This is a genomic window from Paenibacillus lacisediminis, from assembly GCF_046567315.2.
On the sequence record NZ_JBKIAX020000009.1, the window covers coordinates 126114 to 142086 of the forward strand.

Annotated in this window: 14 protein-coding genes; 4 read left to right on the top strand and 10 right to left on the bottom strand. The window is 55.0% G+C overall.

What is annotated here, in order from left to right; genetic code table 11:
* Positions 1 to 342: 342 nt before the first annotated feature.
* On the bottom strand, positions 343 to 2595 hold the full coding sequence (locus ACLD72_RS18325; protein ID WP_411000526.1) for an AraC family transcriptional regulator: 2253 nt from the start codon (positions 2593 to 2595) through the stop codon (positions 343 to 345).
* 165 nt (positions 2596 to 2760) lie between these two features.
* Here ACLD72_RS18325 and ACLD72_RS18330 point away from each other — a divergent pair, with 165 nt between their 5' ends.
* The 4 genes from ACLD72_RS18330 (at position 2761) to ACLD72_RS18345 (ending at position 7756) form a co-directional block, all read left to right on the top strand.
* Positions 2761 to 3756: a LacI family DNA-binding transcriptional regulator gene (locus ACLD72_RS18330; RefSeq protein WP_411000524.1), complete on the top strand. Its 996-nt coding sequence runs from the start codon at positions 2761 to 2763 to the stop codon at positions 3754 to 3756.
* A 342-nt stretch (positions 3757 to 4098) separates the two neighbouring features.
* Positions 4099 to 5538 (top strand): tagaturonate reductase, encoded by a 1440-nt coding sequence (locus tag ACLD72_RS18335; RefSeq protein ID WP_411000522.1) that lies wholly within the window; start codon positions 4099 to 4101, stop codon positions 5536 to 5538.
* On the top strand, positions 5526 to 7013 hold the full coding sequence (locus ACLD72_RS18340) for a UxaA family hydrolase (protein WP_411000521.1): 1488 nt from the start codon (positions 5526 to 5528) through the stop codon (positions 7011 to 7013). The genes ACLD72_RS18335 and ACLD72_RS18340 overlap by 13 nt, the downstream gene beginning before the upstream one ends.
* Positions 7014 to 7039: 26 nt before the next feature.
* Positions 7040 to 7756 carry a rhamnogalacturonan acetylesterase gene (locus ACLD72_RS18345; protein ID WP_411000519.1) on the top strand — a complete coding sequence of 239 codons (717 nt, stop codon included), beginning with the start codon at positions 7040 to 7042 and terminating at the stop codon, positions 7754 to 7756.
* Between the two features lie 165 nt (positions 7757 to 7921).
* Here ACLD72_RS18345 and ACLD72_RS18350 read toward each other — a convergent pair whose 3' ends face one another.
* The 9 genes from ACLD72_RS18350 to ACLD72_RS18390 all read right to left on the bottom strand — a co-directional run bounded on the left by ACLD72_RS18350 (position 7922) and on the right by ACLD72_RS18390 (position 15915).
* On the bottom strand, positions 7922 to 8197 hold the full coding sequence (locus tag ACLD72_RS18350; protein ID WP_411000517.1) for a hypothetical protein: 276 nt from the start codon (positions 8195 to 8197) through the stop codon (positions 7922 to 7924).
* A 514-nt stretch (positions 8198 to 8711) separates the two neighbouring features.
* The gene (locus tag ACLD72_RS18355; protein ID WP_458476115.1) at positions 8712 to 10253 is read right to left on the bottom strand and encodes an MFS transporter; all 1542 of its coding nucleotides are present in this window, start codon (positions 10251 to 10253) and stop codon (positions 8712 to 8714) included.
* 59 nt (positions 10254 to 10312) lie between these two features.
* Entirely contained in the window at positions 10313 to 10930 is a 618-nt protein-coding gene (locus tag ACLD72_RS18360) for a cysteine hydrolase family protein (RefSeq protein ID WP_411000657.1), read from the bottom strand.
* Between the two features lie 66 nt (positions 10931 to 10996).
* A complete protein-coding gene (locus ACLD72_RS18365) occupies positions 10997 to 12034 on the bottom strand; it encodes an ABC transporter substrate-binding protein (protein ID WP_411000513.1) in 1038 nt (345 codons plus the stop codon).
* Between the two features lie 41 nt (positions 12035 to 12075).
* Positions 12076 to 12981, bottom strand: coding sequence for an ABC transporter permease (locus ACLD72_RS18370; protein WP_411000511.1), 906 nt, complete (start codon positions 12979 to 12981; stop codon positions 12076 to 12078).
* A 41-nt stretch (positions 12982 to 13022) separates the two neighbouring features.
* Positions 13023 to 13805 carry an ABC transporter ATP-binding protein gene (locus ACLD72_RS18375; RefSeq protein ID WP_411000509.1) on the bottom strand — a complete coding sequence of 261 codons (783 nt, stop codon included), beginning with the start codon at positions 13803 to 13805 and terminating at the stop codon, positions 13023 to 13025.
* Between the two features lie 131 nt (positions 13806 to 13936).
* Complete coding sequence (locus ACLD72_RS18380; RefSeq protein WP_411000507.1) at positions 13937 to 14314, bottom strand: Na-translocating system protein MpsC family protein; 378 nt, start codon at positions 14312 to 14314, stop codon at positions 13937 to 13939.
* A 179-nt stretch (positions 14315 to 14493) separates the two neighbouring features.
* The gene (locus tag ACLD72_RS18385) at positions 14494 to 14670 is read right to left on the bottom strand and encodes a hypothetical protein (RefSeq protein WP_411000505.1); all 177 of its coding nucleotides are present in this window, start codon (positions 14668 to 14670) and stop codon (positions 14494 to 14496) included.
* A 243-nt stretch (positions 14671 to 14913) separates the two neighbouring features.
* A complete protein-coding gene (locus ACLD72_RS18390; RefSeq protein ID WP_458476103.1) occupies positions 14914 to 15915 on the bottom strand; it encodes a Gfo/Idh/MocA family protein in 1002 nt (333 codons plus the stop codon).
* Positions 15916 to 15973: the final 58 nt, after the last annotated feature.

The following is a 15973-nucleotide window of genomic DNA, read 5'->3' on the forward strand; positions in this document are numbered from 1 at the left end:
AAAAAACTGTCCGATTTCGGTTTTGAGCCAAAAAATAAGGCCAAGAAATGTCGTTATTCCAGTGACGCCGGACTATTTGAGAGAAATAGCGGAAATTTATGTCGCTATTTTCCCTGGTCGTAAGGAAATGCCCGCGTTCTGGACCATCCATAGGAAAATAAGCACATAAAATGCCGCTAGTGGGGACGAACAAGCCAGATTCCTGATAATAAGTACATAAAGTGTCGCTATCTGAAGGCCAACGGTCGGTCGTTCCGGTAGCCGGCCTGCAGGCACCGATTTCTACATTGATCATTACAAAAAGGAGCTTTTCCGCCTATGGAAAAGCTCCTTCTTCTATCGTTAAACCGCTTGCCTTGCTTTGCGGTATTCGCCAGGGGTGACATGCTCTTTTTTGCGGAACGAACGGATAAAGTTTTGCGGTTTATGGTACTGAAGCCGCTCCGCGATCTCCCTGACGGTCATGTCGGTTTCGACCAGCCACTTTTTGGCCATTTCCAGCCTGTAGTTCATCAAATATTCGCTAAATGTCGTGCCGTGTTCCTTTTTAAAAATATTGCTTAAATAGTTCGGATTATAATGCAGCCGGTCGGCGATTTGCTCGAGCGTTAACTCCTGATCATATTCGGACCTGACAATGACGGCGATTTCTTCGGACAGGCTGCGGAATTGCTTGTTCGTCTTATCCTTCATGCTCCTTACCATCGGAAAAATAATTTCGTCCACCAGCATCCGTTCGATTTCTTCGGGATTTCGCGTATCCAGCAGCACATGATACAGGGCGTAATTGTCCTGCTTCAGCAAAACCTCGATGCCGAGCAGCTGCTCAAGCTCAATCAGATTGTTCACGAACCGGACCAAGGCCACCTCGAAATTCATGGAGTGTTTATTCTTTTTCATCATCTCCGCCAGCAACAAATACAAACTGCGGCTAACCTGCTCCTCATCGCCGAGACGAATCGCATCAAAGAGCCGGGATTCCAGCTCCGCCGGATAATGAAGCAGTACCGGGCCCGTGACGCCCTGCGAAATATCTTCATAAAAGATGATCGATTCCTTGCCCAAATTAAGCCGGTGATGCAGCGCCTGTTTGCCCATTTCACAGGCTTCCTTGCTGCCAAGCAAACTGCCGTACGGGTTGCTGATGCCGATGCTGATGGACACCTTCAAATATTCCCGGGCCAGCTTCATCAAGGCCGTCGCTTGTTCAAACAGCGGTTTGCGGATTTCCTGTTCGGTTTTGCCCGTAAACATCAGGATCGTCGCTTGAGTCTTATCGTTCAAAATAATCGGAAGCATCCGCTGCTCCGGCGGAATTTGCTCTTCCGCCAATTTATTGACCGCCAGCAGCAACACATCTTTGTCCGACGCCTCGCGTTCGCCCAAGTTGTCCAATTGGATCAGCATCGTTACGTAAAGGCGGCCTACCGTCAGCCGGTATCCCAGCCTGGGCAGCTTTACGGCCAACTCGTCCGCGGAGACGCGCCCCCGGAACAGATTCATGACAAGCTGCGTTTCCAGCTGCGGTTTTTCCGCTTCCATCAGGTTCTCTAAACTTTCCTTTTCGGTTATTATCGTATCGATGGAATGAATAATCGTTTTAATTTCATCTTTGAGACCGGTTTGATCGTCAAGCGACAGACTGCGTTTAATTTGCCGGATCGGCCTTGTAAAATAAACGGCCAGGATATAAGCCACAATGACGATTAACAGCGTCAGTACCGTCCCCATCGTGATGATTCCGAACCTGGTCAGCTTCAAGGCGCCGGCGACTTCCCGTTGATCCAGCGAGGTCAGATAGATCCAGTTGTTATAATCCGAGACGGCATAAATAATTTTTGGCGCGGAAGCAGGATCGCCAGCCCTTTGCAGGGACAGCACCCCCGTTGGTTCATGATCTTCGTCAATCCGGGTGATAACCTCCTTCAGTTGCCCGGAAGTGACCCCAGAGTCTTCCGGATTGCTCTCATACATGAGTTCGCCCTGCTTATTCAAAATATAAACGCCGCTGCCGTCACCGGTTTGAATCGTCTGATTCAGCGTCTCCAGCGAGATATCCGACATGGCGATCGCTTGTTTGTTCTTGGAGGATACCGGCAACGTGTTGACGAACCGAATCCCCGTATCCGTTTTGATCCAGAACAGGCTTTGGTTTTTATCTTTCACATAGGTTGCGATAAGCTCGTTTCTCTCTTCTTCGCTCAGTTTCGCCAGCCTGCCGTTCGAAATCCGCCAGTTCTGCTCCAAGCTGATCAGCGCGTATTCCGTTCGCTCCATCCCCAAGGTGGCGATATAGTTAAGCTGGCTATTCACATTCCGGTACGCGATGAAGTCCTGCTCTGTGATCGGATTTTTGACAATTTCACTAAATGACGTTGTTGTGCTGTAGGTATCAAACGCATATTCGATCGACCGGATTTGCTGCTCCAAATTATTTTTCGTCTGTAAAATAAAGTTTTGCTTGCCGCCGGCGATCCGTTCATTCACGGAGTTAACCGTACTAATGTAGATGTAGCTGGCAAAGCTGACCACAAGACCAATGCCGAGCACAAGAATCGGGATGAATATTTTATAAAACAAACTTCCTTTATGCATGGGCGGGCGCTCCTTCTCTCAAGTGATCATTGTTATTATAGCGCTTACATGATTTGCGCGGCAATGCATTTTTCACGTGTGCAAAACGATATTTTTCTTGACTTTAAAAGAAAAGTGGATTTAGAATGAAAACGTGAAAAATATAATTGACGAAGAAGAGGTTGTATGGTCACGATCAAAGATATCGCACGCGTCGCCGGCGTATCGCACACCACCGTATCCCGGGCGTTGAACGGAAGTACGCTGATCAAGAAGGAAACGCGCGACAAAATCGAAAAGATCGCCGCGGAGATGAACTACGTTCCGAATTTCAACGCCAAAAGCCTGGTCATGAAAAAATCGTATACGATCGGACTGTTTTTTTCCAGCATCGATCAAGGGACTTCATCCAGCTTTCTCGTCGACGCCATCAAAGGCATCAACGCCGTGCTGGACGAAAACTACAGCTTGACGGTGCACGGGATCGACAGCATCCGCCACCTGGACGGCATTTCCCCGCACCGGTTTGACGGCATTCTCGTCATGAGCCAAAGCGACGCCGACAATGCCTTTATTTATCACGTCAAAAGCATGGGCATTCCGCTTGTCGTATTAAACCGGCTGCTGGAGGACCGCAGCATTCCCAATGTGGCGGCAGGCGACCGCGACGGGGTGCGGGAAGCGATCGATTACGCCCTGGCGCAAGGCCACCGCAGGCTGGCGATCATCGAAGGCAAACCCGGCTTCAAATCGTCGGCGGAGCGCCGGCAAGGTTTTCTCGACAGCCTGCTGGCCCAAGGCGTTGCGATCTCTCCCGAGTATATCGCCCTCGGGGATTACAGCATCGAAAGCGGGCACGTCATGATGGCCCGGCTGCTTTCCCTGCCCAAGCCGCCGTCGCTCGTGTTCTGCTCCAACGACGATATGGCGATCGGCGCGATGAACGCCTGCTTCGAAGGGCGGGTAGCGATACCGGACCAGGTTTCGCTCATCGGCTTCGACGACATCCTGTTTGCCAAATACACCAACCCGGCGCTGACGACGGTCCGCAGGCCGATTGCCGGCATCAGCGAACTCGGCATGCGCAAACTGATCGAACTGATGCAGGAGCCGGACGCCCAGCCGGAGCAGCTGCTTGTTCCCACATCGTTAATGGTGCGCGGTACGGTGGCGAAGGTTTAAGGGCGAGAAAATGCAAAGTCCAGCCACAAAACGATTCTAACGGTTGCCACAACCGCTATTTGTTCCTAAAGCGCTGGTTTCAAAATCTAACGGATGCCACCGCGCTTATTCCCCTTAAAACCGGCTATTTTTACCTGGAATAAGGCAAATAACGCTGCTCACAACCGTTAGGATTTAGAAAAGGCCTTTTTTCGGAAAATAGCGGCTACTACAACCGTTAGATTTCTGCCAGAGCCGGTTAGAGGACAGCAGCACACACGGTTCTGAAATCAACTCAGAATTTACGCAAAATTGTTAACGTGTGCATTAAATCTATACGATTCAGCAAAGGAGCGATGACGGATGACGCGATTGCTTTCCAGAACCATTTACCCGGATTTGCCTTCCTATCCCGAGCGCGTGATTCAATTCGGGGAAGGCAACTTTATGCGCGCTTTTGTCCCCTGGCAGCTGCAGCAGATGAACAAGCAAGGGCTGTTTCAAGGCAGCGTGGTGATGGTCAAACCCCGGGGCGGGCAAATGGACGAGAATTTCGCGAAGCAGGACTGTCTCTACACCGTATTGATCGACGGCATTGCCGGGCGGAAAACGGTGCGGGAACGCGAGATCATCACCAGCGCCAGCCGCCTGATCAGCCCTTACAGCGATTATGAAGGGTTTTTGGCTTTGGCCGAAGACGATGACCTGGAGTTCATCACCTCCAACACGACCGAATCCGGAATCGCTTACAATCCCGCCGACACCCTGAACGACCGGCCCCCCAGCAGCTTTCCCGGCAAGCTGACGGCCCTGCTCTACCGGCGTTTTCGGCTCGGGAAAAAAGGCTTCGTCATCCTCCCCTGCGAGCTGATCGACCGCAACGGCGAAAAGCTGCGGGAAATCGTGCTTCGCTACGCGGCGGATTGGGGGCTCGGCGAACCATTTACGGCCTGGCTGAACCGGGAAAACACATTTTGCTGCACCCTGGTCGACCGGATCGTCACCGGTTATCCGCAGGAGCAAGCGAACGAACTGGGGCGTGAATTGGGCTACCAAGACCGGTTGATGGTGGCGTCTGAACCGTACCTGCTTTGGGTGATCGAAGGCCCGTCCTGGCTACCCGAGCGCCTGCCCCTCGTTCAGGCGGGATTAAATGTTATTTTTACCGAGGATCTAAAGCCTTACCGTGAACAAAAAGTCCATCTGCTGAACGCCCCGCATACGGCAATGGCTTCGCTGGGGCTGCTCGCCGGGCTGCAAACGGTGGAAGAGGTGATGAAGGACGCTGACTTTTCCGTGTTCGTGCGGCAATTGATGGATGACGAGCTGCTTTCGAGGCTCCATTTGCCCAAACCTGAGCTGCAAGCTTATGCCGGGGCCGTGCGGGAGCGGTTTATGAACCCGTTTGTCCGGCATGAACTAAGGGCGATTTATTTGAACAGCATTTCCAAATTCACAACCCGTCTGCTGCCCGTCCTGCTGCGGCATGTGCAGGAAACCCGGAAGCTGCCGAGGCTCCTTACCCTCTCCTTTGCCGCCCTGCTGCTCGGTTACCGGGGAGACCGCCTGGAACGGAGGGACAGCCCGGAAGTGCTGGCCGTTTTTGACGAGGCCTGGAAAACCTCGGATCCGAGCTTGTTTATCCAGATCATCTTGGAGAGCGAAGTCCTGTGGGGATTGGACCTGTCGGACATCCCGCAGCTCACTGAAGCCCTGAAGGACGATTTAAGACAGCTTGAAGACAATGGTTGCCGCGCTGTCCTGCGGCAGCGTTTAGGAGGAGAAATCACATGCAACGACTGATGAAAATGAACCCCCGGGACACGGTGGCAGTGGCTTTGCGCCCGATTGAGGCCGGGGAAGAAATCGCGTTTGAAGCTTTGTCCATCAAGGCCCGGGAAGCGATCCCGCAGGGCCATAAAATCGCGCTTGCCGATATGGCGGCCGGCTCCGCCGTCACCAAATACGGTTATCCGATCGGCCGCGCGGCGGCGGATATCGCTCAAGGCGATTGGGTGCATACCCACAATGTGAAAACCGGTTTGGCCGGGGAAGAAACCTACCAATACCGGCCCGATCTTCATCCGGTCACTTATCCCAAACGCAACCTGACCTTTGACGGCTATCGCCGCCGAAACGGCAAAGTCGGCATCCGCAATGATCTATATATTGTACCGACGGTCGGCTGCGTCAACGGCATCGCCGAGCAGATCATTGCCGAATTCAAGGCGCTGCATCCGGACCTCGGCCCTTTCGACAACGTGACCGTGCTGAAGCACCCGTATGGCTGCTCGCAGCTCGGCGATGACCATCGGATGACCCGCAGCATTCTCTTGGATGCCGTGGGTCATCCCAACGCCGGCGGCGTGCTGGTGTTTGGCCTCGGCTGCGAAAACAACGTGGTCGCCGAGTTCCGCAGCCTGCTTGGCGATATTGACGAAAGCCGGGTCAAATTCCTCGTCGCCCAGGAGGTGGAAGATGAAGCGGAAGCCGGTGTGGCGCTGCTGGAAGAGCTGTATGAGGCAGCCAAGCAGGACCGGCGTGAACCGGTCCCGATCAGCGAGCTGAACGTGGGCCTGAAATGCGGCGGGTCCGACGGATTTTCCGGAATTACGGCCAACCCGCTGCTGGGAGCGTTTTCCGATTTTCTCGTCTCCCAGGGCGGCTCGACGGTTCTGACCGAAGTGCCGGAAATGTTCGGCGCGGAAAAAATGCTGATGGCGCGCGCCGCAAACAAGGATGTTTTTGCGCAAATCGTCACCCTGATCAATGACTTCAAACAGTATTTTCTGTCTCACGGCGAGCCGGTGTACGAAAACCCGTCCCCCGGCAACAAAGCCGGCGGCATCAGCACCCTGGAGGACAAATCGCTCGGCTGCACGCAAAAGGCGGGAACTGCGCCGGTCGTCGACGTGCTGCAGTACGGCGAGAAGCTGCGCAAAAAAGGGCTCAGCCTGCTCCAGGCGCCGGGCAACGATTTGGTCGCAAGTTCGGCGTTGGCGGCCGCAGATTGCCAACTCGTCTTGTTTACGACCGGGCGGGGAACGCCGTTCGGCAGCTTTGTCCCGACGGTGAAGGTGGCGACGAACAATGAGCTGTTTGGCCGCAAAGGGCATTGGATGGACTTTAACGCTGGCCCGCTGCTGGAGAAACCGATGGAAGAAGTGCTCGAGGAGTTCATCGCCTATGTGATCGCGGTGGCCAGCGGCCAAAAAACGCGGAACGAGCAAAACGAAGTGCGTGAGCTGGCGATTTTCAAAACCGGAGTTACATTGTAAATCGGGCCCACAGGAGGAATGAGAAAATGAAGATCACCGTATTTATCGCCGGCGATTCTACGGCTGCGCTGAAAGGCGCCGCCGAGAAGCCGATGACCGGCTGGGGCGAATACCTGCAGGATTATTTCGATTCGTCTGTCCAGGTCGACAACCGCGCCGTTAACGGGCGCAGTACAAAATCGTTTCTGGACGAAGGCCGGCTCGCCGACATTGAACGGGATTTCCGGCCGGGAGATTACCTGTTCATCCAGTTCGGACACAATGACAGCAAACAGGAGGATCCCTCCCGTTACGCCGATCCGGAAGAGGCGTACCCGGGCAACCTGAAGCGGTATATCGCCAGCGCCAGGCAGCGCGGCGGGACGCCGGTGCTGCTGACTTCGGTCAGCCGCCGCCGGTTCCTGGCGGACGGAAGCCCGGATCCCGAAGCCGTGGGAGCATATCCTGATGCAATGAGGCAGGCCGCCACGGAGACCGGAACGCCGCTGCTCGATATTTTCACGGCATCCCAGCAGTTGTACCGGGCGCTTGGCGAGGACGGGTCCCGGCATCTGTTCATGCATCTGCCCGAAGGGGCGCATCCCAACTATCCGGACGGTATTCGGGACGACACGCATTTTTCCGACACCGGGGCCCGCCATATCGCTAGGCTTGCCGCCAAAGCGATCAAGCACTCCCTTTCGCTGCCGGAATTGAAGCCGCATTTAAGCGGGCTAGCGGAAAGAGTGCAGGAAACCAAATAAATATGGACACTTTGGATAACGGCATAAAGATGCCCGAGGCCGGAACCTCGGGCATCCATCGTATAAAGCTATATACTATAGCGTCACTGTTCAGCGTAAACCGAAGCAGAGTATTTAAACAACGCATATCCCAAAAAATGGTCGACCAGGTACTCCGTTATATTTTCATTCAGACAGGCTGGCGATTTGCGCCAGGTTCCCATCGATTTCGGCCTTCAGCTTAAGAATCCGTTCCATATTTTCAGTGAACGCTTCCTTGCCGAGAGGCCAGTTGCCTCCCTGAGCAGCTTCGAAAACCCGTTTGCCCATCTCCTGGTATTGCTGATCGATTTGCCCCTGCAGGGTGTTATTTTGCATTTTTAGCCGGTTGATATCCACCACCGTCTTCGCCTTGCTGCCCGCCTCGGCCACACCTGCTTTCAGTTTATCGAAAAAATCCAATTCATCTCACCCCGCTTTCTGATATGATGGTAACTGTGAATTTTCTACATAACTCTCCAAATTCCTTCAAATTGCTTCGTAAAAAAACAAACCGGGGCCGTCCCCTGATTTACCGTTATAAAAAACTGGGGAATATGCTCCGGCGGTTATTTAAAGGTCAAACCATGCTTTAGGTGTGTGGGCGTTCCACAAAACGATTCTAACGGTTGCCACAACCGCTATTTGTGCCAAAAACGTTGATTTCAAATTCTAACGGTTGGGATGGCGCTTATTTCGCTGAAACCCGGCTAATTTTGCTTAGATTTAGGCAAATAACGACGATCACAACCGTTAGAATTTAATAAAGGTCTTTTTTCGTAAAATAGCCGCTGCTGCTACCGTTAAATTTCCGGCGGGCAATCGTATCGGCACGAAAACCTACGGGCCTCTTCTATTGGAAATATCCAATCAGGCGACTGTATTTACCATCTAATTTCCAATTCTATTGGATATACAATCACAACTTTAGTGTATATTAAATCTTCGACGACACCGTCTCCTTATGGCGATGTCTGGCCTGACGAACGGTGAAGAGCAGAAGCAGCAGGGAAAACAGCACCAGCACCAGGCAAATGGCAAAAACCGTATGGAAACCGGCCAGCTCCATCACCTGCGCCGCCTCGGCCGTTTCAGCCATTCCGGGCGTTCCGGCGCCGCCGGCCACATTCGTCCCCGCCTTTCCCCAATCTCCCGCATTGCCCGCCCCGCCGGCCAGCAATGCGCCGCCAGCCGCCGTGCCAAACATCATGCCGAGATTTCGGGACAAAGCGAGCAGGCTGCTGATCAGACCCAGCTGGCCGCTGCCCGCCCGGCCCATGACTAGGCTGTTGTTCGGCGAGGTAACCATGCCCATGGAGCTGCCAAGCAGCACGATCAGCGCGATCAACAGCAATAGCGGATACGCCGGCGTCAGAAACCCGAGGACCGCCAGCACGCCGCCCATCGTCAACAGCCCCGCCGCCAGCAGCGGCAAAGGCCCCAGCTTGTCCGACCAGCTGCCGAACACCGGGGAGGCGACGATCAGCGCGAGCGGATATCCCATCATGATCAGCCCGGCCATCGCCGGCGGTATGCCCAACTCGCTGCGCAAAAACACCGGCAGGACGAGTTGGGCCGAAAAAGCCGCCATATACGTGACAATGGTGATCCAGATGCCCGTATTCATCGCCCCGTCGGTAAGCAGCCTCAGGTTGATAAACGGAGAGCTTGCGCGTCCGCGAAATATCCTCCCTCCGGCCGCGCCGCCCGCCCTGTTCACACGTCTAACTTCCCAGCGGGAGGACAGGCACCAGAAGGCAAATCCCGCCGCGCTGCCCGCAAACAACAGCAGCAGAGCCAGTACCGCCGGAGAAGCCCAGCCCCACCCTGAGCCGAGATTGATCGCCGTCACCAGCCCCACCAAGGCGACCGCAAACAGCAGCGCTCCGGTCACATCGATCCGCCCTTCAAGCACAGGCGGATCTTTGGGAATAAACCGTTGGGCCAGCACCCATGCCAAGAGCGCGACCCCGGCAAGCAGCCAAAAGCTGGTCTCCCAGGAGAACCATTGAATCAGCACGCCGCCGAGGCTGGGGCCGATCATCGAGCCGGCGGCGACGAACGTGCTGATCAGGCCCAGCGCTTTGCCCCGCTTCTCCGGGGGAAACACCGAGACGATCAGCGCCATGTTCGTCGCCTGGTACATCGACGCGCCCACGCCCTGAACGACCCGGAAGGCGAGCAGCCAGCCGAGGGACGGGGCCAGGGCGCAGCAGAGCGCCCCAAGGGCAAAACAGAAGTAACCGAGGTTGTGCACGGCCCGCCTGCCGAACGTATCCCCAAGCCGCCCCATGATCGGCAGCAGCACCGAGATGATGAGCAGATACACCGTGACGACCCATTGCGCGACAGCCATGTTTACCCCAAAATTATGAGCGATGTCCACCAAAGCGATATTAAACAGACCGGCGGAAAGGTTGGACAAAAAAGCCCCGGTGCAAATGATGTATTGAACGAGCAGGCGCCGCCTGCCGTTCAGCGGGGGATTCCCCGAAGGACGGCCCGCGGCGGCCTTGCTTTTCTGCAGCGCTGCTTCCGTCACCGGTGTTTCGCGACCTTCAGCAGCATTTCCGGCTCTTTCCGTTCGCGCTCCCAGAGGGCGATCACCTTCCCGGAATCCGTTACATCGCCGAAATACCCTCTGATGTTTTCCATCGTCATTTCATGAGCCTCCTTGGAGTAAGAAGCGCAGGCGTCGCTGAGCAATACGATGTGGTAATCGAGCATAAACCCGTCCCTCGCCGTCGATTCCACGCAAACGTTGGTGCTGACCCCGGTCATGATCAGGGTTTCGATTTTTTGGCTGCGCAGCACGGAATCGAGCCGCGTATTGACAAACGCGCTGTAGCGGTGTTTGTTCACCACCGTTTCGCCCGGCTCGGGGGCGACTTCATAGAAGCCTGCCCCCCAGGTGCCCGTCCGGCACACCTCCAGCGACCGTCCGTTCGAGCGGGCTTTCCAGGCCTCGGAATCGGTCGCTTCTTCATGGAACGTCTGGATAAATATGACCGGCACTTCATAACGTCTGGCCGCCGCTAGCAAGCGATGCAGATTCGGCATCATCCCGCGCACGCCGCTGACGTCGCTTCCGACCTTGGCCAGCGCCCCTTCCGGATGGCAGTAATCGTTCTGCACATCGACGACCAAAACGGCCATCCGGCTGCGCAAAAGCTTTTGTTCCAGGTTATTGTCATTGTCCACGGATCTTCACCCCGCTATCGTTTATTTGGATTTGTTCACAAACTGCATGTCCACCAACTTGTCATAGGCATAATCGCCTTTAAAAATGCCGGTTTTGATCAGCACGTCCATATCCTGCCTGACGGCCGTTTCCGTAATAAAACCGTCCCGGCTCCACAAGCTGTCCTCATAGGCCCTACCCAGCGAAGCCTGGATTGCGTCGTCCGGCAGCGTCGGGAACTCGGCTTTCATATTTTTCTCCGCCAATTCCTTATCGTTGTTGACGGCTTCCAACGCTTCCTTGATCGCATCGATGAACTTTTGCACCGTTTCCGGATCGTTTTCGATCGTCGACTTTTTGACGCTGAGCACCGAATAGGAGAAATCGCCGAAATCATGGAACTTGTAAAACGGCTCGCCCCAAACGTCTTTGGAGATCCCGTCGCTGATCTGCGGTTCGGCGCCGTTGCCGATATCGGCTGCGCCCTGCTGCACCATCGTCACCACGGTCGACGCGTCGGCCGGCTCCAGCAGGGTGACGTCTTTTTCCGGGTCCAGCCCCAGATACAGCAGCAAATAGCGAATCAGCAGGTTCGGGGTTCCACCGTGGCGCCCCGCGTTGATTTTTTTGCCTTGGAAAAATTCCTTCAGATCGGCTTCCGAATCGCTTTTGGGCGCCAGCCCTTTTTTGGCGACCAGGTACACGTTGGCCCGGTTGACGACATTCACGACTGACACGATCGGGTCGGAGTTTTTGTTGTTGGCCAGCGCATTGGACTCCGTGCCGCCGATAACGCCCCAGGCGTCGCCGCTGACGACGGCGGTCACGTGCGCCCCGCCGGACGCCTGGATCACTTCCACATCGAGCCCGCGTTTTTGGAAGTAGCCTTCCCGCTGAGCCAGGTAAAGCGGTAAATACCCTGTGGAATGGACCGGCTCGGCGATGACGATCTTTTTGAGTTTTTCCCCGCCGGGCGCGGCTTCCGCCGTCGGCTCGGCCTTCTTGCCCCCGCATCCGGCGAGCAGCCCGCCGGCCAGCGATAAAGCCAGTAGCAGCGGCAATGTGATTCTTTTTTTCATACGGTTTCCCCCTCAAGTTGAATGGATGATGGCGCGATGCACTACTTCACGCCAAGTCCCTTTGACAGCCCTTTTTCCAGCAGCACCACGCCCCAGTACATAACCATGGACAGCACCGACAGTACGGCCACGCCGACCCATACGAGATTGATGTCGAGAATCGTGCCGGCGTACATGATCATCCGGCCAACGCCTTGGCTGGAGGCGATAAACTCGCCGACGATGGCTCCCGCCAGCGCGAGCGCGATATTGATGCGCAGGCTGCTGATGATCCACGGCATCGACCACGGAATCACCACTTTGGTGAACACCTGCATCCGTTTGGCGCCAAGCGAGTACATCAGCTTCTCCATGTCCGGATCAACGCTTTTGACCCCGCTGTAAGCCGAAAGGGCCGAAACGACGACCGTCATCGAAAAAGCGAGCGCCACTTTGGAGAAAAAACCGATCCCAAGTAAAATGACAAGCACCGGAGCCAGCGCCAGTTTCGGCATGGCGTTCAGAATGATCAGGTACGGCTCGCTGATGCCGGCATAGCTCTTAGACCACCAGAAGGACAGGCCGAGCAGCGCTCCGAACAATGTCCCGAACACAAAGCCAAGCACGGTGGAGCCTGACGTGTAGACGATGTCGGAGAGCAACGCGCCTTCCGTTAACTGCACCCAGGTCGTTTGCAAAATCGCGCTCGGACTGCTCCAGTAATAAGGATCGAGCCAGCCCAGACGGGTAAACACCTCCCAAACGACAAACAGCAGCAGCGCTACGGCTAATCTGCCCCAGCCGATCACGCGGGTTCGTTTCCGGGCGGCCGCTTCCTCATCGCGGATCAGCGGAGCCGAGCGGGACGCAGGCGGCGCTTTGGCCGCCTTCCCCGCCGCACTTGCCGTCTCCGCCGCATCCGCCGGCAGCGGGTGAACCACAAAAGCCGATTTTCGTACCGTTTCCATCGTAGAATCGCCTCCTAATAAATGTGATTATGAGTGCCAGGCTACAAAGCGATGTCCTCTTCCGCGTGCCCCATCGACAGCTGATCGAGCAGGTGATGCTTAAGCTCCATAAAATCCGGCGAAGTCATATCTTCCGTCTTGCGCGGCCGATCCATCGTGACCGTAATTTTCGACTTCACGCGCCCGGGGCGCGGGGAGAACACGTAAATGTCGTCGGACAAATAAATCGCCTCATCGATGTCATGCGTGACGAACAAAACCGTTTTGCCGAAATCAGTCCAGATTTGCAGCAGCCAGTTTTGCATCGTCAGCCGGGTTTGCGCGTCCAGCGCGCCGAAGGGCTCGTCCAGCAAAATGATGTCGCGGTCGTACAGCAGCGTCCTGAGCAGCGCCGCCCGCTGCCGCATGCCTCCCGACAGCTCTTTCGGATAATGCTTGTCAAACCCTTTTAGCCCGTACTTCTCCATCAAAGGCAAGGCCCGCTCGACGGCCTCCTTGCGCGGAACGCCGCGCACCTCCATGCCAAGGATGATGTTGTCCAGAATCGTCCGCCACGGCAGCAGCATGTCTTTTTGCAGCATATAGCCGACATATCCCGTTTTGCCGACGATATTGCGCCCGTCCGCGATCACCTGCCCGGTCGAAGGCGGAATCAGGCCAGCGATAATGTTGAACAAGGTCGACTTTCCGCATCCGCTCGGACCGATCATGCTGACGAACCGGCCCTCCTCGATCGCCAGGCTCGTTTCCCGCATGGCGGGAATCTCCTGACCGTTTCGGCGGAACCATTTGCTGACCCCGGAAATTTCGATTTTTTTCTGCATGCTCCCCATCCTCCTTAAAGTGCGAATCTTTTTTTACAACAAATTTGGGTATAAAAAAATCGCCAGCCCAGGCCCATAACGCATCCTTCGATGCGCCCACGAGTCTAAACTGACGATTAGCCGGCTCTCCGCTAACGGAGTTCCAACGTTTCCTTCAGATAATGCTCCACGTCGCGATCCAAGACCACGATCGTACCGGAAAATTCGGTCTCGGCATCATAATCTTTGAGCACTGCGACAATATTCAATTGAAATTGCTGCTCAAGCGCGGCCTTGATTTCCCGCTTAAAGACCTGAAACAGCAAATAATCGAGCTGCCTTGTCGAAAAACGGTACTCCTCGTCCAAAAGCTTCAACACCGGGACTCGTCCATTTAAGGAGATGATCACGATTTTGTTGCCGACGAAATCCACCTTTTGCTGTTTTACACCCACGTTAAAAATCTGCTTATTGATCGCGTTGTAAATCCTCAAAATTTCCTGCTTCAGTTCGCCCGCCGAAGTAATCATCCCCACACCCCTTCTTATGTAAGGTAATATGTCATACAAACTGGGTGTGATCCTTAAAACAATAAATCTTGTGTTTAATTATAGGCGAATCCCGAGACTTGTCAATATATTTACGTCAAAAAAAATAACATATTTTCATATATGTTATTTAACATTACATATATATAACATAATTCAATCTATCCCGAATATTCCGACAGCCTGTCGATTTCCTGGTACAACTGCTCCGCTTCCACGGCCAGCCCGGGTTGACCCAGCTGGATCGACATCGCGAGCAGCCGGTCCGCTTTCTGCTTCAACCGTTTCATCTCCACCAAAACAGCCTCCTTGTCCATTTCCAGCGAAGAACCATTCACACGCGATAACCCCTTTCAAAAAAATTCCCATTCATCTCATCTTCATCCAATTTACCGCATTTTGCATTAATGGCATTTTCAAGGAGTTTTGAATTGGCCGCTTTTTTTGGGGGACAAACCGCCAAAACCATGAATACGCAAGCGGACCGAACATGGAAGCAGACCGCGCCTCAGTGGTTGCTGAGGAACGGCCCGCATGGCTTTCCGCTGTCATCCGGCGGCAGCAGTTCCGGCAGTCCGGCGCTAATCCGTTTCCGGGCGAACCGCACCACCTTCACGGACGGAACGGTACGAGGCTTCCATCAAAGCGGTCAGCTCGACGGCGGCCCGGATGTTCTCCTCGCCCTCCGTGCCGTTTTGGATATGGCCGACCCATTGCTTAAACGCGCTCGGGAGGCTGCCATGAACCGGGAGCTCATGCCATTTTGCCGCATAATCCTCCCCTTTGGCGCGCGTCCGCACAAGCAGCTTCTCCTCCGGTGTACCGTACAGCAAGCTGCCCTCGGTGCCGTGCACCTCGATCGCAAACGGCGAGAAACTGTTGACGAAGCCGGCTTCCACGATACCAACCGCTCCCGATTCAGCACCAAGCAGCACAGCAGCATTATCCTCCACCGGCTTTCCGGTCAAAGCGCCGAAGCGAGCCGACACCACCACAGGGAATTCCCCCAAAAAAAGACGTGCCAAATACATCGGATGGCAGCCGAGGTCGATCAGCGCCCCGCCGCAGCAATCCTCCATGCTGTAAAAATGCTCCGGCAGCCAGCCGGCAATCGCTCCGTTATGGGATAGGCGCACGCGTACCTGTGTCACGCTCCCCAGCAATCCCTCCTTCAGGGCCTGCAAGATCGCCAGCGTATATCCGTCATTGAGCCGCGGCAAAGAAACGGTTAGCTTCACGTTGTTTTGCCGGACTTCATCCACGATTTCCCGCGCTTCCCGCAAGGTAGGCGCCAGCACCTTTTCCGTAAAAATATGCTTGCCCGCCCGGGCGGACTTGACCATGACATCCCGATGCATGCGGGTCGGCGCATCGACGATCACCGCGTCGACCCCGCTGTCCAGCAACTCCTCCAGGGAAGCATAAAAAGGAACACCCAGTTTCTCCGCTTCCGAGCGGCCTCTTTCCGGATTTTCGTCCCACACCGCCGTAATTTCCGTGTCCGGATGGGCGAGCGCCTCCTTGGTATAATCCCACGCGTGCACATGCCAAAAGCTGATTTTCCCGATCCTGATCTTTGCCAAAATAATCCCTCCTACGAGAATATAATAGAACTTTCTTTCGCGGTAGTGATCAAAGTCT